Source organism: Rhodococcus sp. 008, assembly GCF_001682295.1.
Lineage (GTDB): Bacteria > Actinomycetota > Actinomycetes > Mycobacteriales > Mycobacteriaceae > Rhodococcus_F > Rhodococcus_F qingshengii.
Genome location: NZ_CP012749.1, coordinates 5,244,180 through 5,267,569, shown reverse-complemented (window position 1 = coordinate 5,267,569; position 23,390 = coordinate 5,244,180). Strand labels below are relative to the sequence as shown.

23 protein-coding genes are annotated in these 23,390 nt (G+C 63.0%); 11 read left to right on the top strand and 12 right to left on the bottom strand.

Annotated features, from left to right (window positions below; all coding sequences use genetic code 11):
* Window position 1: 1 nt before the first annotated feature.
* Together AOT96_RS24515 and AOT96_RS24510 are read right to left on the bottom strand one after the other, a co-directional pair.
* Window positions 2-1,573, bottom strand: a complete 1,572-nt coding sequence (locus AOT96_RS24515; RefSeq protein WP_083197661.1) for a GMC oxidoreductase — start codon at window positions 1,571-1,573, stop codon at window positions 2-4.
* Between the two features lie 102 nt (window positions 1,574-1,675).
* Complete coding sequence (locus AOT96_RS24510; RefSeq protein ID WP_042920005.1) at window positions 1,676-2,227, bottom strand: TetR/AcrR family transcriptional regulator; 552 nt, start codon at window positions 2,225-2,227, stop codon at window positions 1,676-1,678.
* A 124-nt stretch (window positions 2,228-2,351) separates the two neighbouring features.
* Between AOT96_RS24510 and AOT96_RS24505 the strand changes: the two genes are divergently transcribed.
* From AOT96_RS24505 to AOT96_RS24495, 3 genes are all read left to right on the top strand, one after another.
* Entirely contained in the window at window positions 2,352-3,368 is a 1,017-nt protein-coding gene (locus AOT96_RS24505) for an iron-siderophore ABC transporter substrate-binding protein (RefSeq protein ID WP_065352423.1), read from the top strand.
* Between the two features lie 40 nt (window positions 3,369-3,408).
* Window positions 3,409-3,810, top strand: a complete 402-nt coding sequence (locus AOT96_RS24500; RefSeq protein WP_231917325.1) for an SRPBCC family protein — start codon at window positions 3,409-3,411, stop codon at window positions 3,808-3,810.
* 281 nt (window positions 3,811-4,091) lie between these two features.
* Window positions 4,092-5,534 carry a sugar porter family MFS transporter gene (locus AOT96_RS24495; protein WP_007732869.1) on the top strand — a complete coding sequence of 481 codons (1,443 nt, stop codon included), beginning with the start codon at window positions 4,092-4,094 and terminating at the stop codon, window positions 5,532-5,534.
* A gap of 97 nt (window positions 5,535-5,631) precedes the next feature.
* On the opposite strand, the gene dxs is transcribed toward AOT96_RS24495, so the two are convergent.
* Window positions 5,632-7,578, bottom strand: coding sequence for a 1-deoxy-D-xylulose-5-phosphate synthase (gene dxs, locus AOT96_RS24490; RefSeq protein WP_042449918.1), 1,947 nt, complete (start codon window positions 7,576-7,578; stop codon window positions 5,632-5,634).
* 252 nt (window positions 7,579-7,830) lie between these two features.
* On the opposite strand from dxs, the gene glsA reads away from it, so the two are divergent.
* Both glsA and AOT96_RS24480 read left to right on the top strand, forming a co-directional pair.
* Complete coding sequence (glsA, locus tag AOT96_RS24485) at window positions 7,831-9,657, top strand: glutaminase A (RefSeq protein WP_065352422.1); 1,827 nt, start codon at window positions 7,831-7,833, stop codon at window positions 9,655-9,657.
* A 9-nt stretch (window positions 9,658-9,666) separates the two neighbouring features.
* Window positions 9,667-10,332, top strand: a complete 666-nt coding sequence (locus tag AOT96_RS24480) for an SIMPL domain-containing protein (protein ID WP_003942616.1) — start codon at window positions 9,667-9,669, stop codon at window positions 10,330-10,332.
* A 51-nt stretch (window positions 10,333-10,383) separates the two neighbouring features.
* Here AOT96_RS24480 and AOT96_RS24475 read toward each other — a convergent pair whose 3' ends face one another.
* The 4 genes from AOT96_RS24475 to AOT96_RS24460 form a co-directional block, all read right to left on the bottom strand.
* Window positions 10,384-12,030 (bottom strand): MDR family MFS transporter, encoded by a 1,647-nt coding sequence (locus AOT96_RS24475; RefSeq protein WP_007732863.1) that lies wholly within the window; start codon window positions 12,028-12,030, stop codon window positions 10,384-10,386.
* Window positions 12,031-12,035: 5 nt separating this feature from the next.
* Complete coding sequence (locus tag AOT96_RS24470; protein WP_003942624.1) at window positions 12,036-12,524, bottom strand: MarR family winged helix-turn-helix transcriptional regulator; 489 nt, start codon at window positions 12,522-12,524, stop codon at window positions 12,036-12,038.
* Window positions 12,525-12,678: 154 nt separating this feature from the next.
* Window positions 12,679-13,947, bottom strand: a complete 1,269-nt coding sequence (locus AOT96_RS24465; RefSeq protein WP_065352421.1) for a class I SAM-dependent RNA methyltransferase — start codon at window positions 13,945-13,947, stop codon at window positions 12,679-12,681.
* A gap of 48 nt (window positions 13,948-13,995) precedes the next feature.
* The gene (locus AOT96_RS24460) at window positions 13,996-15,990 is read right to left on the bottom strand and encodes an APC family permease (protein ID WP_007732857.1); all 1,995 of its coding nucleotides are present in this window, start codon (window positions 15,988-15,990) and stop codon (window positions 13,996-13,998) included.
* A 171-nt stretch (window positions 15,991-16,161) separates the two neighbouring features.
* On the opposite strand from AOT96_RS24460, the gene AOT96_RS24455 reads away from it, so the two are divergent.
* The 3 genes from AOT96_RS24455 (at window position 16,162) to AOT96_RS24445 (ending at window position 17,903) form a co-directional block, all read left to right on the top strand.
* Window positions 16,162-16,827 (top strand): potassium channel family protein, encoded by a 666-nt coding sequence (locus AOT96_RS24455; RefSeq protein WP_003942587.1) that lies wholly within the window; start codon window positions 16,162-16,164, stop codon window positions 16,825-16,827.
* Between the two features lie 86 nt (window positions 16,828-16,913).
* A complete protein-coding gene (locus tag AOT96_RS24450; RefSeq protein WP_003942632.1) occupies window positions 16,914-17,576 on the top strand; it encodes a potassium channel family protein in 663 nt (220 codons plus the stop codon).
* 33 nt (window positions 17,577-17,609) lie between these two features.
* Entirely contained in the window at window positions 17,610-17,903 is a 294-nt protein-coding gene (locus AOT96_RS24445; protein ID WP_007732853.1) for a GNAT family N-acetyltransferase, read from the top strand.
* Here the strand turns inward: AOT96_RS24445 and AOT96_RS24440 are convergent.
* Window positions 17,896-18,609, bottom strand: coding sequence for a DUF3159 domain-containing protein (locus AOT96_RS24440; protein WP_003942611.1), 714 nt, complete (start codon window positions 18,607-18,609; stop codon window positions 17,896-17,898). The genes AOT96_RS24445 and AOT96_RS24440 overlap by 8 nt on opposite strands.
* 52 nt (window positions 18,610-18,661) lie before the next feature.
* A complete protein-coding gene (locus tag AOT96_RS24435) occupies window positions 18,662-19,036 on the bottom strand; it encodes an OB-fold nucleic acid binding domain-containing protein (protein ID WP_065352420.1) in 375 nt (124 codons plus the stop codon).
* Window positions 19,037-19,174: 138 nt separating this feature from the next.
* Here AOT96_RS24435 and AOT96_RS24430 point away from each other — a divergent pair, with 138 nt between their 5' ends.
* Window positions 19,175-19,900 carry an alpha/beta fold hydrolase gene (locus tag AOT96_RS24430; RefSeq protein ID WP_065352419.1) on the top strand — a complete coding sequence of 242 codons (726 nt, stop codon included), beginning with the start codon at window positions 19,175-19,177 and terminating at the stop codon, window positions 19,898-19,900.
* 11 nt (window positions 19,901-19,911) lie between these two features.
* Here the strand turns inward: AOT96_RS24430 and AOT96_RS24425 are convergent, their stop codons facing one another.
* Together AOT96_RS24425 and dut are read right to left on the bottom strand one after the other, a co-directional pair.
* Window positions 19,912-20,751 (bottom strand): DUF3710 domain-containing protein, encoded by an 840-nt coding sequence (locus tag AOT96_RS24425; RefSeq protein WP_003942585.1) that lies wholly within the window; start codon window positions 20,749-20,751, stop codon window positions 19,912-19,914.
* Between the two features lie 3 nt (window positions 20,752-20,754).
* Complete coding sequence (gene dut / locus AOT96_RS24420; protein ID WP_065352418.1) at window positions 20,755-21,249, bottom strand: dUTP diphosphatase; 495 nt, start codon at window positions 21,247-21,249, stop codon at window positions 20,755-20,757.
* Window positions 21,250-21,290: 41 nt separating this feature from the next.
* On the opposite strand from dut, the gene AOT96_RS24415 reads away from it, so the two are divergent.
* Window positions 21,291-21,788, top strand: coding sequence for a DUF3093 domain-containing protein (locus AOT96_RS24415; RefSeq protein WP_003942596.1), 498 nt, complete (start codon window positions 21,291-21,293; stop codon window positions 21,786-21,788).
* Between the two features lie 80 nt (window positions 21,789-21,868).
* Here the strand turns inward: AOT96_RS24415 and AOT96_RS24410 are convergent, their stop codons facing one another.
* Complete coding sequence (locus AOT96_RS24410) at window positions 21,869-22,171, bottom strand: DUF4193 domain-containing protein (protein ID WP_003942593.1); 303 nt, start codon at window positions 22,169-22,171, stop codon at window positions 21,869-21,871.
* A 533-nt stretch (window positions 22,172-22,704) separates the two neighbouring features.
* On the opposite strand from AOT96_RS24410, the gene cei reads away from it, so the two are divergent.
* Complete coding sequence (gene cei, locus AOT96_RS24405) at window positions 22,705-23,388, top strand: envelope integrity protein Cei (RefSeq protein WP_065352417.1); 684 nt, start codon at window positions 22,705-22,707, stop codon at window positions 23,386-23,388.
* The last annotated feature ends 2 nt before the right edge of the window (window positions 23,389-23,390 follow it).

Genomic DNA, 23,390 nt, shown 5'->3' with positions numbered 1-23,390 from the left:
TTCAGAATAGGGTTCCCACATCGTCTTTCACGATGTTCTCGAGCGCACGCTCCGCGACGGCGGCGATGGTCATCGACGGATTGCACGCAGCGGAGTTTCCCGGCAGCAGAGCGCCGTCGAGCACGTACAACCCCCGCTGGCCCAGAACCCGCCCATCAAGATCGCACACCGAGTTCATGCAGGCACCGCCGAGGGGATGCCACGTGGAGGGCAGTATCGCGTTCGTGTCGGTGAGCAGTCCTCCTGCCGCGATCCGGTGGGCGGCCGGCCCGATGTGGCCTTGCTGGATCGCCGAATCCCCGTCCTTCGGCCAACGGAGCACCGCCTCACCCCGCGCCGAGTCGTACACGAACCGACCTCGGTCGTCGCTCACACCGAATCCGACCATCACCGTGCTGTGAGCGTCGAACGCAACGGGCGGGAACGACGCCTGAATGACGGTGAACGCATTATGCGGGTCGTCCCAGTTCCGGCTGCCGTAGACGACCGGCCCGCCCTGCGTCGCACCGAAGTTCTCGGCGAGATCCGACCAGATGTAGATCCGATCGGCATTGGTCCCCCACCCTGCGCCGAGCTCGTCCGGTAGATCCCTGATCCGCCCCGTTGCCGCGGCGCGGACCAGGAGTTTGGTGGTGTTCATGCTGCCGGCAGCCATGACGAGCGCATCCGTCGTCAAGATCTTGTTCTCGAGAATCTTGCCGGAAATGTCGGTCCGGTCCACGTACACGCGCCACCGTCCGTCGGCAGCCCGCTCGACATCGGTGACCTGGTGCAGAGTCTCCACATTCACCAATCCGGTCGCTTCCGCAGCCGCAATGTAGGTGACATCCACCGAATGCTTGCCACCGTTGTTGACACCGAGCGCGCCGTCACCGTTGGTGTAAGACGGCTTCATCTCACCCCTCAGTTCGGCCAACGCGAAGTTCCAGTCGATCGGCATCGGAATCTTCGACACGGGTAGACCGGAACGCGTTGCGTTACGCGCGAATACACGTGCCGCCTCGTAGTTCGGGCTGGAAATCAGTTCGTCTGGTGCAGTTTCCACTTGCAGCATCCGCGCCACCCGCGGGTAATGGACGCGGTCCATTCGTGCGTAATCGAGCTCCTCCGGAAAGTGCGTGTTGAAGACCGCTTCTTCCGGTTGCAGCGTCATCCCTTGGTACACAAGCGATCCGCCGCCCACACCGGCTGCGCAGATCGCGGTCATGTTCTCACCGGTCACCGTCTCCAACAAACCCGCGTACGGCTCGAAGATCGCCGGCCTGCCGAACAGAGTCGGGTTGGACTGATGCCAGAGGATGCGCTTGTCCGGACTGGCTGGGTGCGGAAAAGTTTCGGCATTCGGCCCGGTCTGCCACCGAATCCCTCTCTCCAGCAAAGTGACCGGAACCCCCGCCTCGGCCAGGCGAAGTGCCGTCACCCCGCCGCCGAACCCCGATCCGATAACCACGGCACGGTGCACTTCACGTGTCAGCGGAATCCCTGTTGCAGCCCTGGCCGTGCGTGGCGCCATCATCGCGACTCCCACGGCGGCCGTACCGGCCAAGAACGATCTACGTTTCACTCCGGACATGACTGGTGCTCCCTCGAAGAATGTCGCCAGAGAATTCCGGGCACGCCAAAACTAGACACTCTGACGCTCGAGTGTCAAGGTTTTGGCGGAGCAGGCAAGGAACTACGAGGTCGACCGGATTGCGGGCCCGAGCCACCTCGAGAGAAAGGCCCGCAAGGAGTCGTCGGAATGTACGAGGTCACTGTCGAATGCAACAACCGAAAGCCCCAGTCGCACGGCAATTTCCACTATCTCATCCAACTCCGCCTCGGTGGCGAGGCCACGTTCGACCATAGGGGTGAGCATCTGACCAGCGAAAGGTATTGCTCGACTCATCATTTCGAGATCGAAGACAGGGTTTCCCCGCTCGGCGAGGAGCAGAGTCGCGAGCACCGGGTGAGCACGCACGGCAGTTCGCGCGGCAACGATGAATTCGACGACGTATTCACACGCCGTGTCGACCGACTCCACCTGTGCCGTGATCTCCCCGAGAACCTCGACAGCGAGACCGCCCATCGCCTGGGAGACGACCTCTTCACGTGTGCCGAAAATCGAGTACACCGTCTGGCGCGAGACACCGGCCGCGGTGGCAACTGCGGCAATGTTCACAGCCTCGAATCCGCCACCTTCGATCAGTCCGAGGGCGGCACCGAGAATCTTCTGCTGTGATCGCACGAGGAAAGTATTGCCCACCGAAACGGTGCACTGAGAAACGCGGTCCAGATCCGACTCCCACCTGCATAAACGGCACAATCGGTTTCGTTTGGCTGCCGAAATTCAGTAGGTTAGGCTGCCCTTCATGAAAACTTCTGTTCGGGGCTTCACTGCCCTCGGTGCGGCTGCAATCGCGGTCACCGCACTTGTCTCGTGCTCCTCGGATTCAGGCACATCCACGACATCCCAAGGTACGGGCGGATTCCCCGTCAGCATCGAGAACACCTTCGCCACCACGACCATCGACTCGAAACCCGAGCGCCTCGTCACCCTCGGATGGAACGCGCAGGACATCCTGTACGCACTCGATCTGACTCCGGTCGGACAGCCCAAGTACACCTACGGCGCGGACGACAACGGCGTCATGCCCTGGGCGCAGGACTACTTCGACGCGGACAAGACAACGCTCTTCGACATGCCGGCCAGCGGAGAACCGCCGATCGAGTCCATCGCGTCGTTGACCCCCGACGTCATCCTCGCGCCGTACGAGGGCTTCGAGGAATCCGTCTACAACCAACTGAGCAAGATCGCACCGACGGCCGCCTACCCCGGCGCGGCCTGGCAGACATCCTGGCAGGACCAGACCCGCATCGTCGGCAAGGCAGTCGGCAAGAGCGAAGAGGCCGACAAGCTCGTCGACGGCCTCGACGCGACTCTCGCCGATACCGCCACAGCCCACCCGGAGTTCGCCGGAAAGACATTGGCAGTGGTCAACTTCGACACCGATTCGAGCAACATCAACGTCTATCTGCCCACTGATCCGCGGGTCCAGGTGCTGACCGAACTCGGGTTCGTCAACGCACCGGGCGTCGAGAAGCTAGCCGCGGACAATGCAGGTGGATCGTTCTTCAAGACGATCTCCTACGAGAACATCGCCGACATCGACGCCGATGTGATCGTCGGCTTCACCGACGGCTCCGGTGATCCGTCCGGCATACCCGCAGTCGGTGGACTCGGCGCGGTCAAGCGTGGATCCACCGCATTCCTCAGCGACACCCGGGTCATCGGCGGACTGAGCAACGTCAACGTCCTGAGCACGCCGTGGGTCCTCGGCCAGATCACACCGACGTTGAGCGAAGCCGCAAAGCGCGCCTCCGCCTAGAAAAGATGCAGTGTCGGTCACGGTCTTTATGCTCACCTGCATGGCCGAACTTTCGATCTCCGTAACCAGGCACGTCAACGCACCGGCGGACACTGTGTGGCAGGTCCTGACGGACCTCGACAACGCTGCAGACACCCTCTCCGGCCTGATCCGTATCGAACGGCTCGCCGGAGAGGGATACGCCGTCGGCACCAAGTGGCGTGAAACTCGGAAGATGATGGGCAAGGAAGCAACCGAGGACATGTGGGTCACCGAGGTCGAGGCTCCCACCCGCACCGTCGTCAAAGCCAACTCCCACGGCATGAACTACACGAGTGGGTTCACGCTGAAGCCTGACGCCACAGGCACGATACTCGAGATGCATTTCTCCGGTGAATCCGAATCCACTTCACGTATCTCGAAGATCTTCACAGCGGTATTCGGTCGGTTGGGCGCGCGGTGACCCGGAAATTCATGGCGAAGGATCTCGAAGACATCGCAGCAAAAGCCGAGCGTCTCTCGGGCGAGTAAAGCGCCCTCACCTGCACTTACCATATTGTTTGCATACTAACTGCAATCAATACGACATTACTGTGTCAAGCTGATTCTCTGCGGGAATGGACTCAGCTGGGTAACGGCGCGTGAGTCCCCGCCAAATCTGCCCCGGTGGGCGTAGCGTGCAGAGTGCTCGCGGATGGATCGGCGCATCGGGGTGTCGACCGTAGGGCCTTTGAGGGGGCAGGAATGGCATTCAGCGGAACCGCCTCCGGCGGAGGATCAGGCGCTACTCGCGCCGACGTCGGACATGCAGTGCTCTTCGCCGGCGCCGCCGCGCTCGGCGGTTTTCTGTTCGGATACGACACCGCCGTCATCAACGGGGCGGTCGGTGCGATCCGAGACAAGTACGACATCGGCGCCTCGGGCACCGGGCTCACGGTCTCACTGACTCTGCTCGGCGCAGCACTCGGCGCCTGGATCGCAGGCACACTCGCCGACCGACTCGGCCGCATCCGCGTCATGCAGATAGCCGCGGTGTTGTTCATCATCGGCGCCGTAGGCTCCGCAATTCCGTTCAGCGTCTACGACCTCACATTCTGGCGCGTGGTCGGCGGCCTGGCAGTGGGTTTCGCGTCAGTCATCGCCCCGGCCTACATCGCGGAGATCTCTCCCGCCGCGATTCGCGGACGTCTCGGCTCGATGTACCAGCTGGCTATCGTTCTCGGAATCGCCGTGTCGCAGTTGGTCAACTACGCCCTCCAGGCCGCGGCCGGTGGTGATCGCAATCAGATCGCAGGCCTCGAAGCCTGGCAGTGGATGCTGATGCTCGAGGCGGTTCCCGCAGTCCTGTACCTGATCATGACAACCACGATTCCCGAATCTCCACGGTTCCTCGTGGCGCAGGGCAAGGACGATCGTGCTCGCAAGATCATCTCCGATCTCGAAGGTGGAGATCACGACGCCGTCACCGAACGCATGAACGAGATCCGCGAATCTCTGACGGAGAAGCAAGCCAAGACCACAGTCCGCCAACTCTTCTCGAAGCGGCTCGGGGTTTCCCATCTGGTGTGGGTCGGTATTGCACTCGCCGCATTGCAGCAGTTGGTCGGCATCAACGTGATCTTCTACTACTCGAGCACCCTCTGGCAGGCGGTCGGATTCGGCGCTGACCGGTCCCTGCTGATCAGCGTCGTGAGCGCCTTGGTCAACATCGTCGGTACGTTTGTCGCCATCGCCGTCATCGACCGGGTCGGTCGAAAGCCGTTGTTGCTGGTCGGTTCCGCCGGTATGGCCATCTCACTGGGCACCGCAGCGTTCTGTTTCCATTCGGCAACAGTGACCAAGAACGAGATCGGCGAATCCGTGGCGACGCTGACCGGAGCCAATGCCACTATCGCTCTTATCGGGGCGAACGCATTCGTGTTCTTCTTCGCCTTGTCCTGGGGCCCGGTCGTCTGGGTGTTGATCTCCGAAATGTTCCCCAACCGCGTGCGTGCTGCAGCAGTGGGAATTGCGACCGCCACCAACTGGGTCGCGAACTTCCTGGTGTCCTGGACGTTCCCGGCACTGGCCGATTGGAATCTGTCGTACACCTACGCCGGCTACGCCGTCATGGCAGTGTTGTCGCTGTTCGTCGTCCTGAGGTTCGTGAAGGAAACGCGAGGCAGCACACTCGAATCCGTCCAGTAGCGAACTCTCACGATTTCACCGAAAGCGGTGGCCCTCGGATTGATCCGTGGGCCACCGCTTTTCGAGATCGTAGTGAAGATTATCGTGAGACGAGCTGTCAGCCTTGCGCGACTTCACCTTGAGCCGACGCCGAGGACGCGTCTTCCTGGACGTGGACGCCGACGCTGCCCATCCCCGCCACCCAGCCGGTGATCTTGCGGGAGAGGTCCTGAGCCGTGAGTCCGAGTTCCTTGTGGATGGCCTCGCGGCTGGCGTGATCGAGGAACTGCTGGGGAACGCCCATGTCGCGGCACGACGTGTGCACTCCGGCTGCCCGCATCGCGGCCGAGACCGTCGAACCGATGCCGCCGTGCAGACCACCGTCTTCGATGGTGACCACGAGGGCGTACTTGTCCGCCATCTTCACCAGCGAATCCGCGACCGGCAGAACCCACCGCGGATCGACGACGGCAACCGAGATGCCCTGCTTGTCGAGCCGCTCGGCAATCTCGAGTGCCAGGGATGCAAACGGGCCCACCGCGACGAGGAGCACGTCGCCGCGCTCACCCTCGCTGGACTTGAGAACGTCGACCATTCCGTCGAGTCGCTTCACGGCCGGAATCGCTTCGGGTACAGCGCCCTTCGGGAAACGAACGACGGTTGGGCCGTCGTCGACGAGAAGCGCCTCGTCCAACTCTTCCCGCAGCGTGTCTGCGTCACGCGGTGCCGCGACGCGGATCCCCGGGATGATTCCGAGCAGCGAAAGATCCCAGACGCCGTTGTGGCTGGCGCCGTCGACTCCGGTGACCCCGGCGCGGTCGAGCACGACTGTGACCGGTTGCTTGAGTAGAGCGACGTCCATCAACAACTGGTCGAAAGCCCGATTGAGGAAGGTCGAGTAGATAGCAACGACGGGGTGAAGTCCGCCAAGTGCAAGACCGGCGGCCGAGGTCATCGCATGCTGCTCGGCGATACCGACGTCGAACATGCGGTCGGGGAACTTCTCACCGAATGCCGCAAGGCCGGTGGGCCCGGCCATCGCTGCGGTGATGGCGACGATGTCCTCACGACGCGAAGCCTGCTCGATCAATGCGGCCGAGAAGACCGACGTCCAGTCCGGCGCGGACGACTTGGTGCCGCGACCGGTGACGGGATCGATGACACCGGTGGCATGCATCTGGTCGGCCACGTCGTTCTCGGCGTGTGCGTAACCGTTGCCCTTACGAGTGACGGCATGGACGATGACCGGTCCGCCGTAGGCCTTTGCCCGGCGCAATGCCGATTCCATGGCGGCTTCGTCGTGTCCGTCCACCGGTCCGAGATACTTGATACCCAGATCGGTGAACATGACCTGAGGGCTGACCGCGTCTTTGAGACCCGCCTTCATTCCGTGCAGGACGGAGTACGCGGTGCGCCCCACCCAGGGCAGTCTCTTGACCATGCGTCGGCCACTGTCGAGGGCGCGCTCGTAACTCGGCGCAGTGCGCAGTGCCGAGAGATGGTCGGCGAGTCCGCCGATGGTCGGTGCGTACGAGCGACCGTTGTCGTTGACGACGATCACCACCGAACGGTCCTTGCCTGCCGCGATATTGTTGAGAGCTTCCCAACACATTCCGCCGGTCAGCGCACCGTCACCGACGACGGCAACTACGTGGCGATTCTGACCCGTCAGCGCGAAGGCCTTCGCGAGGCCGTCGGCATAGGACAGCGCGGCGGAAGCGTGAGAGGACTCGACCCAGTCGTGTTCGCTCTCGGCGCGGCACGGATACCCGGACAGTCCGCCCTGCTTACGCAGAGTGTCGAACTGATCCTGACGACCGGTGAGGATCTTGTGTACGTAGGCCTGATGGCCCGTGTCGAAGATGATCGCGTCCTGCGGCGAGTCGAAAATTCGGTGCAGTGCGAGGGTCAACTCCACGACGCCCAAGTTGGGCCCGAGGTGACCACCGGTCGCAGCGACCTTCAGCACGAGGAACTCACGAATCTCGTCGGCCAACTCCGTCATCTCGGCGTGGCTCAACTGACGTAGATCGTCAGGACCCTGAATGCGGGCAAGAACACCCAACGAGATCGCTCCCTCCGTGCTTCACAGCTGCACCGGTGCGCGCCGCGGCTGTCTTCGCGACAGTGCTGCCAGTCTACGGAGCGTTCCGGCGAACCGACACGCGGACTCGGCCCGATTCCGGTGTGACTTCGCGTAACAGCGAAATCCCGCGGATCGCTCGTGATCGCAATCACAGACAAATGGGATCCGTCGCGATCGACTCGGCAACTCTTCTTCCACAAAACGACCGCCATGTCAGCTTAAGGTCGACGTATGGGAACTGTGGTCGACGACCTGATAACGCGAGTGTTCGACGAAGTCCGATCACTCGACGAAGGCGAGTTGGCCGACTACATCCCCGAACTCGCGGCGGTCGCCCCCGATTCGTTCGGAATCTGCATCGCCACCGTAGACGGTTACGTCTACGAGATCGGTGACTCGCGAATCCCGTTCACCATTCAGTCGATCTCGAAGCCCTTCACCTACGCCTTGGCTCTCGCCGATCGAGGAAGCGAGGCGGTTGCCGCGAAAATCGACGTCGAACCATCCGGCGAGCCGTTCAACGAAATCAGCCTCGACCCGCTCACCGAACGGCCACGAAACCCCATGATCAATGCCGGGGCGATCACCGCTGCATCACTGGTTGCCGGACCGAATCCCGAGGCCCGCTTCGAGCGCATCCGCTCGGCGTACTCGCGATACGCAGGCCGCGAGCTGACCTTCAACGAAGCCGTCTACACCTCCGAGGCCCGCACCGGTCACCGCAACCGTGCGATCGGCCACATGCTGCGATCCTTCGACGTCATCACCGGCAATCCCGACGAGGCCGTCGACCTGTACTTCCGTCAGTGTTCGATCGACGTGACCTGCCGTGATCTGAGTCTGATGGCTGCGACGATGGCGAACAACGGCGTCAATCCGCTCACCCACGAGCGTGCGCTGGCACCCGCAGGCGTCGAACAGGTCCTCAGTGTCATGGCAACCTGCGGGATGTACGACGGCGCCGGCAAGTGGCTGGTGGAGGTCGGATTGCCGGCCAAGAGCGGCGTCGGCGGCGGAGTGCTGGCGGTTCTGCCGGGCCAGATCGGCATCGCCGTGTACTCCCCCAGGCTCGACGTTCACGGCAACAGTGTTCGCGGAGTTGCGTCTGCCCGCGCGCTGTCGAAGGAACTCGAACTGCACTTCCTCCACGTGACGCGGGCGTCACGCTCGTCGATCCGGGCCAGATACAGCGTCATCGAAGCACCGTCGCGAGTACGACGCACCCCGACCGAACAAGCCGTGCTCGACGACGTCGGCAAGCGCAGCCGGGTCTACGAACTGCACGGCGATCTCCTCTTCACCGGTGCCGAATCGGCGGTCCGCGAAATCGGCTCGGTGGACGAGGGCCTCGAAGTTGTCGTCATCGACGTCCGCCGCGTCGACGACGCCAGCGACGTCGCAGTACGCATGATCACCGCGCTGCAGGTTCAACTGGCCGAGCGGGCTTGTGCGGTGGCCGTCGTCGATCCGCAAGGACTGCTGGGACAACGAAGTTCGAGCATCGACCCCGCCAGAAGAAGTGGTCGGGTTTTTGCCGATCTCGATTCCGCCATGCAGTGGTGCGAAGACACTCTGCTTGCGGTGCATTGTGAGGTCGATCGGCAGGCGTCGACGATCTCGATCGAGGACCACCCAGTTCTCGATGCTCTGTCCGCGGCACAGATCGAGGGATTCTCGGCAGAGTTGGAGACGCGAACCTATGCCCGCGGCGAGAAGATCGCCCGCCGAGGTGAATCGGCGTCTGGCTTCTACCTGATTCTCAGTGGCCAGGTCAGCACCATGTTCACCGACGCGCACGGGGTCGAGCACCGCATCACGACGCTCTCCGCCGGAATGACGTTCGGCGAGATGACGATGTTCCTCGACACTCCGTTCCTCAACGACATCCGCGCCGATTCCACGGTCACCGTGGCCGTGCTGACTCCGGAGCGATATGCAGAACTGACCGCACAGGCACCCGAGTTGAAACTTGCGCTTCTCGAACGACTGGCTACGGGCGCCTACGAGCAATTGGACCTGATGTTGCGGAGTGTCATATCCGCCGGACGAATCGGATAGGAACCACACGTGCCCACCACCGCCTTCACCTCGGAGCCGTCCACTGTCACGGTGACCGGAACTGCCACTGCAACAGCTGTTCCCGACATCGTGCGATTGACGATCGGAGTATCGGTGACACAGACGGCCGTTTCCGACGCATTCGACGCCGTCGCGCGTCTGTCCACTGCGCTGACCGAGACCCTGCACGCGCGCGGTGTGCGCGGAGCGGACCTCACCACCGCCGGGCTGAGCGTCCATCCGCAGACTCAGTGGAGCGACGGAGGCCGCCAGGAGACAACAGGATTCACGGCATCGACAACTTTCCGAGTCGTACTGCGAGAGCTGGAGCCGGAAGCGGCGAACTCCCCCGCTGCCGTCATCGCGGCATGTGTATCGGTGGGTGGCGACGCGATTCGGCTCGACGGACTGGAGTTCGATCTCGACGACCGCAGCGATCTGGCGACAAGAGCACGCGAATTGGCCTGGACGGCAGCCGAATCGAAGGCCAGACAGTTCGCAGACCTGGCAGACAAAGATCTGGTCGAAGTCCTCGAGGTGCTCGAGGACTTCGACCAGATCGTGCCGATGCGCGGACGTGTCGCGGCGATGAAAGCGGATTCGGCCCCGATAGCCGTCGAACGCGGAGAGATCGAAGAATCGATCTCGGTCCGCGTTCGATGGGCTATGGCGTGACAACAGTAATTCAGAAGACGCGGCCGGCAGTAGACCAGCCGGGCTTGCGGATCAGCGAGTGAGGTTCTTCTCCTCGTTCTTCTCTTCGCGTTCTTCTTCGAACTTCTGCTCGGCGTCGGGGGTTGCCATGTCGATGGTGGTGCGCAACGGACGGTTCGGGATGAAGATGACCGACACGAGCGTGACCACGGCGACGACCGCTGCGACCAGGAAGATCCGTCCTGTTGCGTCGCCGTAGGCGAACCGAACGATCTGCGAGACGAAGTCAGGCATATTGCTCAGGTCGAGGCCGTCCTGGAGGCTCTTGCCAGCTACTGCCTGCTGCTCGGGCGGCAAGGTGGAGACCGAATCGACTGTCAGTGTCTTGACGCGGGTCGCAAGAATCGAACCGAGCACCGACACGCCGATCGCGCCGCCGAAGGTGCGGAAGAACGCCACGATACTGCTGGCCGCGCCGATGTTCTCGACGCTGACCGTGTTCTGCACGGCGAGCACGATGTTCTGCATCAGCATGCCGGTACCGAGACCCACGATGGCGATGAAGATTCCGATGGTCCAGAGGCTGGTTGCGTGGTCGATCGTCGACAGCAGCCCGAAACCGACCAGCAGCAGAACTGCGCCGGCGACGATGAAGGGCTTCCACTGACCGAACTTGGTGATCAGCTGGCCCGAGCCGACCGAGGCGACGAGCATGCCTGCGACCATCGGAATGGTGAGCAATCCGGCTTCGGTGGGATCGAATCCGCGTGCGGTCTGGAAGTACTGCGTCAGGAACGTCGTCGCGCCGAAGAGGCCGACACCAACTGCGATCGAGGCGATGATCGCGAGAGCCGTGGTGCGCTCGGTGATGATCTTGATCGGCAGGATCGGATCCTTGACCTTGGATTCGACGAACATCGTCAGGCCGAGCAGGGCCAGACCACCGATGACGAAGAAGGCCGACTCCTTCGAGAACCAGGCGTAGTAGTCGTCCTGACCGGCAAACGAAACCCAGATCAGTAGGACGCTGACACCGGCGGTGAGCAAGGTGGCGCCCATCCAGTCGATGGAGACGTTGTCCTTCTTCACGGTCTCGACGTGCAGTGTGCGCTGAAGCAGGAACAATGCGATGACTGCCAGCGGAACACATACGTAGAAGCACCAGCGCCAGCCGGCAGTGTCCACGAGGACGCCGCCGAGGATCGGTCCACCGGACATCGAGACGGCCATGGCCGCACCCATGTATCCGGAGTAGCGACCGCGATCTCGCGGCGGGATGATCGTGCCGATGATGGCTACGACGAGAGCGGTCAGACCGCCCATACCGATGCCCTGGATGACACGCGCACCGAGCAGCAACGGAACGTTGTGCGCCGCGCCGGCGATGACCGAGCCGATCACGAAGATGACGATCGCGGTCTGGACCAGGACCTTCTTGTTGTAGAGGTCGGCAAGCTTGCCCCAGATCGGCGTCGACGCCGCGGTGGCGAGCAACGCTGTCGTGATGATCCAGGCGTACTGCGTCTGAGTTCCGTGCAGTTCACCGATGATCGTGGGAAGCGCTGTGGAAACGATGGTGCTACTGAGCAGCGCGGTGAACAGCGCTGCGATGAGTCCGGTGAGTGCTTCGAGAATTTCGCGGTGAGTCATCGCGCCCGCTTCGCGAGCCGATCCGTCACCTCCGGTACTTGCCCGGGTTTCTCCTACTGTTGCTGCCATGTGCCTTATCTCCCAATACTTTCTACGCCCGTGTGCGGAACTGCCGGTGAGGCCTGCCGATTCGATGCGCCGAACGTCTCGTTGAGACGTTGCAGCGATGTCACTGCGGCCATGGCCTCTTCCTGGCTCCAGTCTTCGAGCATGTTGCGCAAACGCGCCGCACGCCGCTGCGTGGTTCTCCGTAAAACGTCGTGTCCCTCTTCCGATACTCGGATGCGGAACGCCCGCTTGTCAGCCGGATCGGGATTTCTCTCGACATACCCAGCGTCGACCAGATCCGACATTTGTCGGCTGAGCGACGACTGACTGACACACAGATCGACGGCCAATTCGTTCTGTCGGCACTCCCCACGCGCCGCCAGCATGAACAACACACTGACCAGCGCAGGCGGCAGCAGGCTGTCTGCACCGGTGGTGACCGCGGCTCGCAGCGATCTGCCGAACATGAAGATCGTGTCGACGAGCGCTTGGGCCGTCTCCGGCTGTACCGACATTGCCTACCCCTGAATTCGAGTGGCCCGAACGAGCCGTGACTTGAAAACGGAAAACTACTTGCAGAACGAAACTATACGATTAGTTGCGTAATGCAAGCAACTGTTGTGAACGCGAGAAGCGTCACACCGTTTCAGGGAAAGATTTCGGGACGTCTCAGCGTTCGAGGAGCGCGATGCACTCCATGTGGTGAGTCTGGGGGAACGCGTCGAACGCCCGGAGGCCACCGATTCTGAAGCCCTGCTCCAGGTAGAGGCCGATATCGCGACCGAACGACGCCGGGTCGCACCCGATGTGGACTATCCGCTCAGCGCCCGTTGAGGCGAGAGCTTCCACGACCGGACGGCCGGCCCCCGCACGTGGCGGGTCGAGCACGACGACAGCAGGCGAACGCTCCAGATCCGCGATGATGTTCTCGACGCGGGCGCTGTGGAAGCGCACCTGACCGAGATCGGACAGCGCTGCCTGCCCGTCCGCGACTGCACGCGCCGAAGATTCGACGGACTCCACCACGCCGGACGACCCGACAAGCTCGGCGAGCACAGCTGCGAACACGCCGACACCGCCGTAGAGATCCCAGGCCGTGTCCGCGGTAGCGGCTCCGGCCCACTCCCCGACCACCTGTGAGTACGCGGCCGCAGCGCCGCGATGGGCCTGCCAGAAACCGGTCGCGGCCAGCGCCCATTCTCGACTGCCGACGCGCTCGGTCACTGTGTCCGATCCGATGGCAACTCGGGTCTTTCGCGGGCCGCCGCTTGCCGCTCGGCGTGCCATCGCGCCGCGTCGCCCGGGCGTCCGCCGTCCCGTCTTGGACACCGCGGGTGCCGCGATTTCCACGACGTGCCGCTCGCCCGCAGCGTCGAGAACGACCTGCAGCTCGCTACCTGGCGCCCACTGCGCACCGCCGAGACCGTCGTACGCGCTCTGATCGATCTGGGTGCACCGCAGGTCTGTGACGATCCGGTTGCTGCGGTACGCGTGGTATCCGGCGACACCGTGCCCGTCCACCGCCAACCGGACTCGCGTGCGCCAACCCGTTCCGCCTCCGGTTCCGGGCAGTTCCTCTACCTCGACGTCCGATTCGACACGAGCCAGTCGCAGAAGCTGCTCCCGCACGACCGAGGTCTTCATCTCACGTTGGACGCTCAGATCCGCATGCGAGTAGTCGCAGCAGCCCGCCCCGCCCGGGCCGGAGATCGGGCATGTCGGATCGATCCGATGCGGAGAAGCGTCGAGAACGGTGATCGCGTCGGCGCGGCAAAACGATCCGCCCTTGTCCTCGGTCACCCGGACCAGCGCACGCTCCCCCGGCAAACCGTGACGGACGAACACGACCCGCCCCTCGTGCCGGGCGACGACGAACCCGCCGTGACCGGGGTTGCCCAGATCGACCTCGAAGGTCTGTCCGGTCCAATTCTCACTCAACGAACTACGCCTGCCATTTCGATGTTGCCGATCATTTTTCGCCGGTGATCATTTCTCGCCGGTGTCGTAACCGCGACGCGTGGCGCCTGCGGTCTTCTCGATGTCGAGCGGCTTCGCCTTTGCCGACGAACTCAGCTGCCACGGAACGCTGGTCACCATCACGCCGGGCTGGAAAAGCAGACGACTCTTCAGACGAAGCGCGCTCTGATTGTGCAGGATCTGCTCCCACCAGTGTCCGACGACGTACTCGGGAATGAAGACGGTGACGACGTCACGCGGAGCATCGCGTCGTACACGCTTGACGTAATCGAGAACCGGCTTGGTGATTTCGCGGTACGGCGACTCGATCACCTTGAGCGGAACCGTCACGTCGCTCTTCTCCCACTCACGCACGAGTGCACGGGTGTCCGGCTCGTCGACGTTGACCGTGATGGCTTCGAGGGTGTCCGGTCGCGTGGCTCGCGCGTAGGCGAGAGCTCGCATCGTCGGCATGTGCAACTTCGAGACGAGCACGATCGAGTGCGTGCGGCTGGGCAGTACGCCGTCCCACTCCTGCTCCTCGAGCTCGGCTGCGACGCTGTCGTAGTGCTTGCGGATCATCTTCATCACGATGAAGATCGCGACCATCGCGACGATGGCGATCCATGCGCCGGCAGCGAACTTGGTGATCAGAACGATGATCAAGACGGTGGCGGTCATTGCCAGACCGATCGAATTGATCACTCGCGAGCGCTGCATACGGGCCCGTTGCGCCTTGTCGGTCTCGGACTTCAGATGCCGAGTCCAGTGCTTGATCATGCCCGTCTGGCTGAGCACGAACGAGACGAAGACGCCGACGATGTACAACTGGATGAGCTTGGTGACCTCGGCGCCGAACACCACGACGAATGCGATGGCAGCACCGGAGAGGAAGAGGATTCCGTTGCTGAATGCCAGTCGGTCGCCGCGCGTGTGCAGCTGACGCGGTAGGTACCGATCCTGCGCCAGGATCGATCCGAGTACCGGAAATCCGTTGAACGCGGTGTTCGCGGCCAGAACCAGGATCAGTGCCGTGACGATCGCCATGAAGAAGAAACCGATCGGGAAACCACTGAACACGGCTTCGGCGATCTGCGCGATCAAGGTCTTCTGATGGTAGCCCTCCGGCGCTCCGACCAGCTGTTCCTGCGGATTGTGTGCGTAGACGATGCCGATCTTCTGAGCCAGGATGATGATGCCCATCAGCAGGACGATGGCGATCGACCCGAGCAGCAGCAAGGTCGTGGCAGCGTTGCGCGACTTCGGCTTCTGGAACGCCGGTACGCCGTTGCTGATGGCCTCGACGCCGGTCAGTGCGGCACAGCCCGAGGAGAATGCGCGGGCGATCAGGAACGCGAAGGCAATTCCGTACAGATGCGAATCCTCGGCGTTGAGCGTGAACGACGACGATTCCGCGTGCACATCCTCACCGAGGACGTAGATCCGGAAGAATCCCCACCCGAGCATCAGGAACATGCCGACGATGAATGCGTAGGTCGGAATTGCGAACGCGGTCCCCGATTCACGGATACCGCGAAGGTTGACCGCGGTCAGCAACACGATCGCCGCAACCGCGAACAACACCTTGTGCTGCGCGACGAACGGCAGAGCCGAGCCGATGTTCGACGCCGCCGACGAGATCGACACGGCGACCGTCAGCACGTAGTCGACCATCAGCGCACTACCGACGGTCAGACCGGCGGTCGGGCCGAGGTTGACCGTCGCGACCTCGTAGTCGCCGCCACCGGAGGGGTATGCGTGGACGTTCTGGCGGTAGCTCGCCACCACCACAGCCATGACGATGGCGACGGACAATCCGATCCAGGGTGTGTACGCATACGCGGAAATACCCGCGACGGAGAGAACCAGGAAGATTTCTTCGGGGGCATACGCGACGGACGACATCGCGTCGGACGCGAAGACCGGTAGTGCAATTCGCTTGGGTAGCAGCGTGTGCCCGAGTTTGTCGCTTCGGAACGGCCGACCGAGCAGGAGCCGCTTGGTAGCGGTCGAGAGCTTAGACACGTGCAAAGCGTAAGCCGTCTCGCCCGATTCGGAGTCATCAGAGCCCCAACTTCACCTTTTGTCGTGACAACCGGCACGCGAGCGACCGTTGTACTTGCTCTTCCCGTGAGGGGCTGTACCGTTCGATTCGGCGTGCAATCGCGCCATGAGGGTCCATGAACGGAGTAGGGCGTGTATGTCGTCATCATGGGGTGCGGTCGAGTGGGTTCTTCCCTCGCCGCGTCTCTGACCAGGATCGGACATGAGGTCGCCGTCATCGACCGCGATCAGAGTGCGTTTCTGCGTCTCGATCTCGACTTCCCGGGAACCAAGGTTCTGGGAATGGGGTTCGACCGTGACGTGCTGGTCCGGGCGGGAATCGAGCGGGCCGACGCCTTTGCCGCGGTGTCCTCGGGAGACAATTCCAACATCATCGCAGCGCGAGTCGCACGCGAGACTTTCGGCGTCGAACGCGTCGTCGCACGTATTTACGACGCCAAGCGTGCCGCCGTTTACGAGCGACTCGGCATTCCCACGGTCGCCACCGTGCCGTGGTCGACGGATCGTTTCCTGCACACGTTGACCAAGGAAAGTCAGACTGCGAAGTGGCGCGATCCTTCGGGCACTGTCGCCATCACCGAACTTGCCCTGCACGAGGATTGGGCGGGCAAGCCGATCGCGCTCCTCGAGGGCGCGACCAGTTCGAGAGTCGCCTTCATCATCCGCTTCGGGACCGGCATTCTCCCCGACCGCAAGACTGTCATCCAGGCCGACGATCAGGTCTACATCGCCGCCGTGTCGGGAACCGTCGCCGAAGCTGTCGCACTGGCCGGCAACCCGCCGCCGAGCGACGACTGAGGGAGGCCGCAGATGACTGATCCGTACGCCGCCCCCCACAACAAGACTGCGACTGTGTTGCACTACAACGTGATTGGAAGTTCTCGATGAAGGTCGCCATCGCCGGAGCCGGCGCCGTAGGCCGTTCCATTGCGCGAGAGCTGATTCGAAGCTCACATGACGTCATGCTGATCGAACGCAAACTCGATCACATCGAACCGGAGTCGGTGCCCGAGGCGAAGTGGGTGCACGCGGACGCCTGCGAACTCAGCAGACTCGAGGACGCGTCGATGGAGTCGTACGAGGTCGTGATTGCCGCGACCGGAGACGACAAGGCAAACCTGGTCCTCAGTCTGCTCGCGAAAACCGAGTTCGGTGTTCGCCGAGTTGTCGCCCGCGTCAACGATCCCCGCAACGAGTGGCTCTTCGACGAGTCCTGGGGCGTGGACGTCGCCGTCTCGACACCGCGGATGCTCGCTTCGCTCGTCGAAGAGGCCGTCTCGGTCGGTGACCTGGTCAAACTGATGACATTGCGGCAGGGACAGGCCAACCTCGTCGAGATCACGTTGCCCGACAACACACCTCTTGCCGGAAAAGCCGTCAAGAAACTCGAACTTCCGCGAGACTGCGCACTGGTCACCATCCTGCGTGGCGGACGCGTGATCGTCCCGCAGATGGACGATCCCATCGAAGGCGGGGACGAACTGCTCTTCGTTGCGGCCGTCGACGCCGAGGATCAGTTGCGCGTTGCACTCCGCCTGGAGAATTGACCGACGAACACACTGACGACGAAAGGGAATCACATGGCACAAGCGCCCGAAAACACCGTAGTCACCGACAATCCGGCCCAGAGCCGGTACGAGATCCATGCCGACGGCGACCTCGCCGGGATCGAGGACTACACCACCTCCGGTGACGTCGTCTCGTTCAACCACACCGAGATCTACCCCGCCTTCGAAGGTTTCGGATTGGCCGGGATTCTCGTCCGCCAGGCTCTGGACGACCTACGAGCACGCGGCCTCAAGGTTCATCCGGTGTGCCCGTACGTCGTGAAGTTCCTCGACAAGCACCCCGAGTACCAGGACCTGATCAGCTGAGATCTCGGTCTTCGCGCGGCTTCGTCAGATTCACCGAGCCCACCTCTTCGGACCCTGCGTCCGTGGCGGTGGGCTCGCTGCTTTCGGGCTCCACAACCGGTTCAGGCTCGACGATGCGATCGGCCTTACGCACAGCCCAGACCGTCACGAGCAGCACCAAACCGGTCAACGGCCAACCCATGCCGATACGCGCGACTGCGAGCCATCCGGTGTGGTCGGTGTCGTAGAGCTGTGACTGAACGAGATACCGCGCACCGAAGACCAACGCCCACGCTGCCGTCGCGACGTCGTAGAGCCGGACGGCGGAGCTGTGCTTGCGCCAGAGATTGCCGTGCCCGTTGAGATAGCCCCAGATGATTCCGACGAGGGGCCAGCGTACGAGGATCGAAATCAGGAAGACCGCACCGTAGGCGAGGCTCGTGTAGATACCGAAGAGGAAATATCCTTTGGCGTCGCCGGTGCGGTAGGCGATGAATGCGGAAACTCCGACTCCGAGAAAACCGGAAATAGCGGGTTGGAGGGAATCCTTGCGGAAGAGGCGCCAGGCCGCGATAGCGACAGCGACGCCCAATGCGGCCCAGATTGCCGCGGTGAGATTCCAGATGCTGTTGACCGGGACAAAAATCAGAATCGGCAACGACGAATAGATCAGACCACTCAGCCCGCCGAGTTGGTCGATTACCGATCGCTGTTGTGTTTCAGTCACCTGTCGAGGGTGCCACAGTCACCGAGTTGCACGGTAAATGCGGGAAACGCGCCTATTCGCCGCGCAGTTCGTAGTAAGGGTTGAAGATCGCCTTGCGACCGTCACGCTCGCCCACACGACCGCGGATCAGCAGGGTCTTACCGGTCTCGATTCCCGGGATCCGGCGACGCCCGATCCAGACGAGATTGATCACCTCGGTGCCATCGAAGAACTCGGCCTCGATACTGGCATTTCCCGACTTGGGACACGCGTCGACGCTGCGGAGTCGGCCCACCATCGTGACTTCTTCACCGCGACGACAATCGCATGCCTTCTGACCTCCGGAAGCCTTGTTGGACTCGACCATCTCCTGGGCGTCCAACTGGTCGACGTCCTCGGTCAGACGCTGGGTCAGTCGACGAAAATATCCTGCGGCGGCGGGTGCCATTGCGCGCTCCTGCGAACATGTGTGACGCAAGGGTTTCGCGTCACGTGAAGGGCTGTGTGATCGCCACTGTAGACCCATTACGAGCGTGTAACCACACCGGTCAGTCCGCGTCTCGGGGGCACCGGGCAAGATCAAGAGATGCAGAACTCTGAATCGGCGACCGTTGCCGTCGTTCTCCCAGGTACAGGCTCTGACGCCCACTTCGCGGACCGCGCATTCCGGGCGCCGCTGGAGGCTCTGGGTGTGCGCATCATCGCAATTGAACCGGACCCTCGGCGTGTCGTGGACGGCTATCTGGACGCGATGGACAGAGCCGCGGACACGCACGGCCGAATCATCGTCGGAGGGGTCTCGATCGGAGCGGCCGTTGCACTCCAGTGGGCCGCCGACAATCCCGATCGAACGGTGAGTGTGTTGGCAGCGCTTCCGGCCTGGACGGGCTCGGCCGACGACGCCCCCGCAGCAGCGAGCGCGCGGTTCACCGCCGGGCAACTGCGCTCCGAAGGCTTGGAGTCGGTGATCGCTGCGATGCTCGCGTCGAGTCCGGCGTGGCTCGGAGCCGAACTCGAGCGCTCCTGGCGCTCTCAGTGGCCCGATCTCCCGGCTGCGCTCGACGAGGCGGCGTCGTACCACTCACTCGGCGAGAGCGCGCTACGGGCGGTGGGCGTTCCGGTCGGCATTGCGTCGGCGGTGGACGATCCGGTTCATCCCGCGTCAGTGGCGCAGGCCTGGGCGGCTTCACTCCCCCGCGGCGCAGTCGCCACGACGACGCTCGACATGATCGGGCGCGACCCCGCGGTTCTCGGGTCCACCTGCATCAAAGCGCTCGCGGCGATCGAATCCGATACCACCGCGAGCGCCTGAAGAAAATTCTGTTACTGACCCAATTGCTGCATGGCAGAACCGGATTCGCCGCTACGAGGCGGCGGGGTCGGCCGTGCTGGAGGTGCCGGCGGAGCGGGCGGTGCTGACTGCTGTTGCTGCTGGGCGGCGACCTGTTGCTGCTGCGCTGCCGCCAACTGCTGCTCGTGTGCGGCCGCCAACTGCTCGGCGAGCACCTGCGGGAGCACCACGGGCAGCGGTGTCCGCACCGGATGCGGCTCTGATCCTCGGTTGACGACGGTGTCACGCAAGATGTCCCGTGCGATTGCCACCAGAGGAGCGTTCGCGGCGGTGGATCCACTCGGACCCGCGACCACGCAGCGCACCATCCACCGGGGACCGTCGACGCCGATGAACCGCAGGTCCATGTTGGCCGTCACAGCAGCCAGTTCACGGCCCCACGGGCCGTTCTCGACGCTCACCGCGGAATTGTCGTCGCGAAGCGACTGCGCGAGCTCGGCAACGACCTCACGCCACTGACCGGGCGATTTCGGGGCGGCGTAGGCAGCAACCGTGATGCGGCCGTGCTCGGTGACCAGGTGCACGGCCTGCGGCGAACCGTTGGGCGCCATCTCGACCTGCAACTGCCCGCCGGTCGGCATCGGCACCAGAACGGAACCGAGATCAAGACGCTGACCGTCACGGCCTGCCGTCGGATCGTCGGAATCGATCTCCGAGATGTCGTAAGGGCCTTCCGATTCGTCACCGAACTCGTCGCCGGTGACTTCGAGATCGTCTTCGACCTCGTCGATCTCCACCGACTCGTCGTTCTCGTCACCGAAGAAGCTGGTGGTTTCCTCGTCGACATCTGTCTTCTTCTTGCGTCCGAACATGATTCAGACTCCCTTTCCGACTACCGCGCCAGGCGCATCGGTATCGAGTATCGCGTGCCCGCCGCTGGAACCGTAGCCTCCGGTTCCTCTGGTCGTGTCGTCCAGCGATTCGACTTCCTCGAAAACCGGAAGTTCGACTCGTTGAACCACGAGCTGAGCGATTCGGTCACCGCGGCGGATGTCGATGGCTGTGGCCGGATCGAGATTGATCAAGCAGACCTTGAGTTCACCCCGGTATCCCGCGTCCACGGTTCCGGGCGCATTCACGATCGACAGTCCCGATTTGGCGGCGAGTCCGGAACGCGGATGGATCAACCCGACGGTGCCCACCGGCAAAGCGATCGCGATCCCCGTTCCGACCAGTGTTCGGTGTCCGGGTTCGATGGTGACATCGCTGGTGGAGCACAGATCCACACCCGCATCTCCGGGATGCGCACGCTGTGGAACGGGCAGGTCTGGATCCAGTCGCTTCAAGGCGATGGAGAGATGGTCGCTCACGTGGGCCAAGACTACTCGTAGCGACGGACTATCCTTGACAGGTGCCCGAAACATCTCGACCTGACGTCGCCACCACAACGCCCCCGTCCACGACGCTGTACTCCGAGCGCCTGTGGGTGCCGATCTGGTGGTGGATCGCCGGGCTGGCCGTAGCCGGACTCCTCGCGGCCGAGGTCCACATGGGCCGCCCGGGGCTTCTCTCGTACCTGGCGTATGTCGTACTACTCCCGATCCCGATCTGGGCGGCATTCTGGCTCAGCCGGATGCGCGTCGAGGTGGTGGAGACAGCAGGGGTGAAGGAATTGCACGTGGGTAGAGCCCACCTGCCGGTCGAATTGATTTCACGGGCGGCAGCAGTGCCGGCTTCCGCGAAGAGTGCTGCGATGGGGCGCCAACTCGATCCGTCGGCGTTCGTCCAGCATCGCCCATGGGTCAAGACAATGGTGTTGATCGTGCTCGACGACCCGGAGGATCCCACGCCGTACTGGTTGGTGAGCACACGTCGTCCCGCTGATCTGCTGGCTGCGCTGGATCTCTGACCAGAGCGGTCACAGCAAAGCAGTACTTCCCGACCCTTGGTCGACCCTCGCGCTGACGGGTCGACCACCGGGAAGGGAGATCAGGCAGCGCAGTCCATGCATACGAGCTGTCCGTTGGCATCACTGGCCAGGCGGCTGCGGTGATGAACCAGGAAGCAGCTCGAACACGTGAACTCGTCTGCCTGCTTCGGAACAACTCGAACTGAGAGTTCCTCGCCGGAAAGGTCGGCACCCGGCAGCTCGAAGGACTCCGCGGTGTCCGTCTCGTCGATGTCGACGACGGCTGACTGCGCTTCGTTGCGTCGCGCCTTCAGCTCCTCGAGCGAGTCCTCCGAAACCTCGTCGGACTCTGTACGCCTCGGTGCGTCGTAGTCAGTTGCCATCTCGTCTACCCCATCCTCTTCGTGTATCCCGGTCCCGTGTGCGCCGAGAATCCGGTAGATCCTTGATGCGCATGGAAACCGCCGTGGCATCCAGATCATTCCCTGTCGCTGCATAACGCTGCAGGACTGGAATTAGTGCCCGGAAGTTCCTTCCGAGAACGTGATCTGCGCCTCATTTGGTTGTCATTTCGGCGTCCGGCCGATGCCCAGTTGAACGACCTGGGCCGCCAGACAGTAGCCGACGTGAGCACGAAAGTAGTAACCGAATCGGAAATTTCCGAAAAATGACTGCGAATTGTCACCAAGGCAAGAGCAAGCTGTGACCTTTCCACGATGTTTTCGGGCCGAATCCGGGTAGAAACAGGCCGGTAATCGGCCAACTGCCGTTTCTCAATCGACAAGGACTCGACGCGTCGAGCCTCGCTTCGGCTGTCTCGTCACACAGGCCCTCTAAGGTAGGCACCGAACGTCATGCCGGCGCCGCTCGGCCCGATGGCGAAGTAGAAGTTTCGTCAAGAAAGTCGAGGGATACCGTGGTTTCTCTGATCACCGAAGGCAGCTCTACCGATGACCAGGGACATCCGTTCCGCCGTCGGCGCGCGTGGCCGGTGATCGCCGTGTTCGCGGTACTCGCATTGATCGGCAGTGTCTTGTGGGTCCGCATCCTGAGCGCCGAGGCGGAAGTCAGTGACACCGTCGCCTGCAACCTGCCGCAACCTTCGTCCGATCCTTCGGCAGCGGCGCCACTACCGCTGGGAACCGTCGTCGACCGCTCGAAGCTGCTCGACGTGGATCCCGCTCCCCTCGCCGCCACCAAGGTTCGTGTGTTCAACGCCAACGGTGAACACGGCCAGGCGGCCCAGGTGGCAGCGCAACTGAGCGAGTTCGGCTTCTCCAGCGCGCCGGACGTCCAGGTCGGAAACGACCCCGTCTACGTCGACCAGAACATGGAGTGCCAGGGTCAGATCCGATTCGGAGCGAACGGCCTCGCCGCCGCCAGTTCCGTCTGGCTGGTCGCCCCCTGCGCCGAACTGGTCCAGGACGGCCGCGGCGACGACACCGTCGACCTGGCTCTCGGCACCTACAACAAGGGCGCCCTGACCCCCAACACCGACGCCACCGCGATCTTGCATGCTCTGGCCGAGCAGCCCGCAAACGCCGAAGTCGCTCCGATGGACATCGCACTGCTCAAAGCAGCGCGCACGGCGCGCTGCTGACA

Bases quoted from the DNA above. Each gene is read 5' to 3' on its own strand.
- AOT96_RS24410 (WP_003942593.1), bottom strand. From the start codon at position 22,171: ATGGCAACTGACTACGACGCACCGAGGCGTACAGAGTCCGACGAGGTT.
- AOT96_RS24515 (WP_083197661.1), bottom strand. From the start codon at position 1,573: ATGTCCGGAGTGAAACGTAGATCGTTCTTGGCCGGTACGGCCGCCGTG.
- AOT96_RS24495 (WP_007732869.1), top strand. From the start codon at position 4,092: ATGGCATTCAGCGGAACCGCCTCCGGCGGAGGATCAGGCGCTACTCGC.
- AOT96_RS24425 (WP_003942585.1), bottom strand. From the start codon at position 20,751: ATGTTCGGACGCAAGAAGAAGACAGATGTCGACGAGGAAACCACCAGC.
- AOT96_RS24435 (WP_065352420.1), bottom strand. From the start codon at position 19,036: ATGGCACCCGCCGCCGCAGGATATTTTCGTCGACTGACCCAGCGTCTG.
- AOT96_RS24505 (WP_065352423.1), top strand. From the start codon at position 2,352: ATGAAAACTTCTGTTCGGGGCTTCACTGCCCTCGGTGCGGCTGCAATC.
- AOT96_RS24475 (WP_007732863.1), bottom strand. From the start codon at position 12,030: ATGGCAGCAACAGTAGGAGAAACCCGGGCAAGTACCGGAGGTGACGGA.
- glsA (WP_065352422.1), top strand. From the start codon at position 7,831: ATGGGAACTGTGGTCGACGACCTGATAACGCGAGTGTTCGACGAAGTC.
- AOT96_RS24470 (WP_003942624.1), bottom strand. From the start codon at position 12,524: ATGTCGGTACAGCCGGAGACGGCCCAAGCGCTCGTCGACACGATCTTC.
- AOT96_RS24430 (WP_065352419.1), top strand. From the start codon at position 19,175: ATGCAGAACTCTGAATCGGCGACCGTTGCCGTCGTTCTCCCAGGTACA.
- AOT96_RS24445 (WP_007732853.1), top strand. From the start codon at position 17,610: ATGGCACAAGCGCCCGAAAACACCGTAGTCACCGACAATCCGGCCCAG.
- AOT96_RS24450 (WP_003942632.1), top strand. From the start codon at position 16,914: ATGAAGGTCGCCATCGCCGGAGCCGGCGCCGTAGGCCGTTCCATTGCG.
- AOT96_RS24500 (WP_231917325.1), top strand. From the start codon at position 3,409: ATGGCCGAACTTTCGATCTCCGTAACCAGGCACGTCAACGCACCGGCG.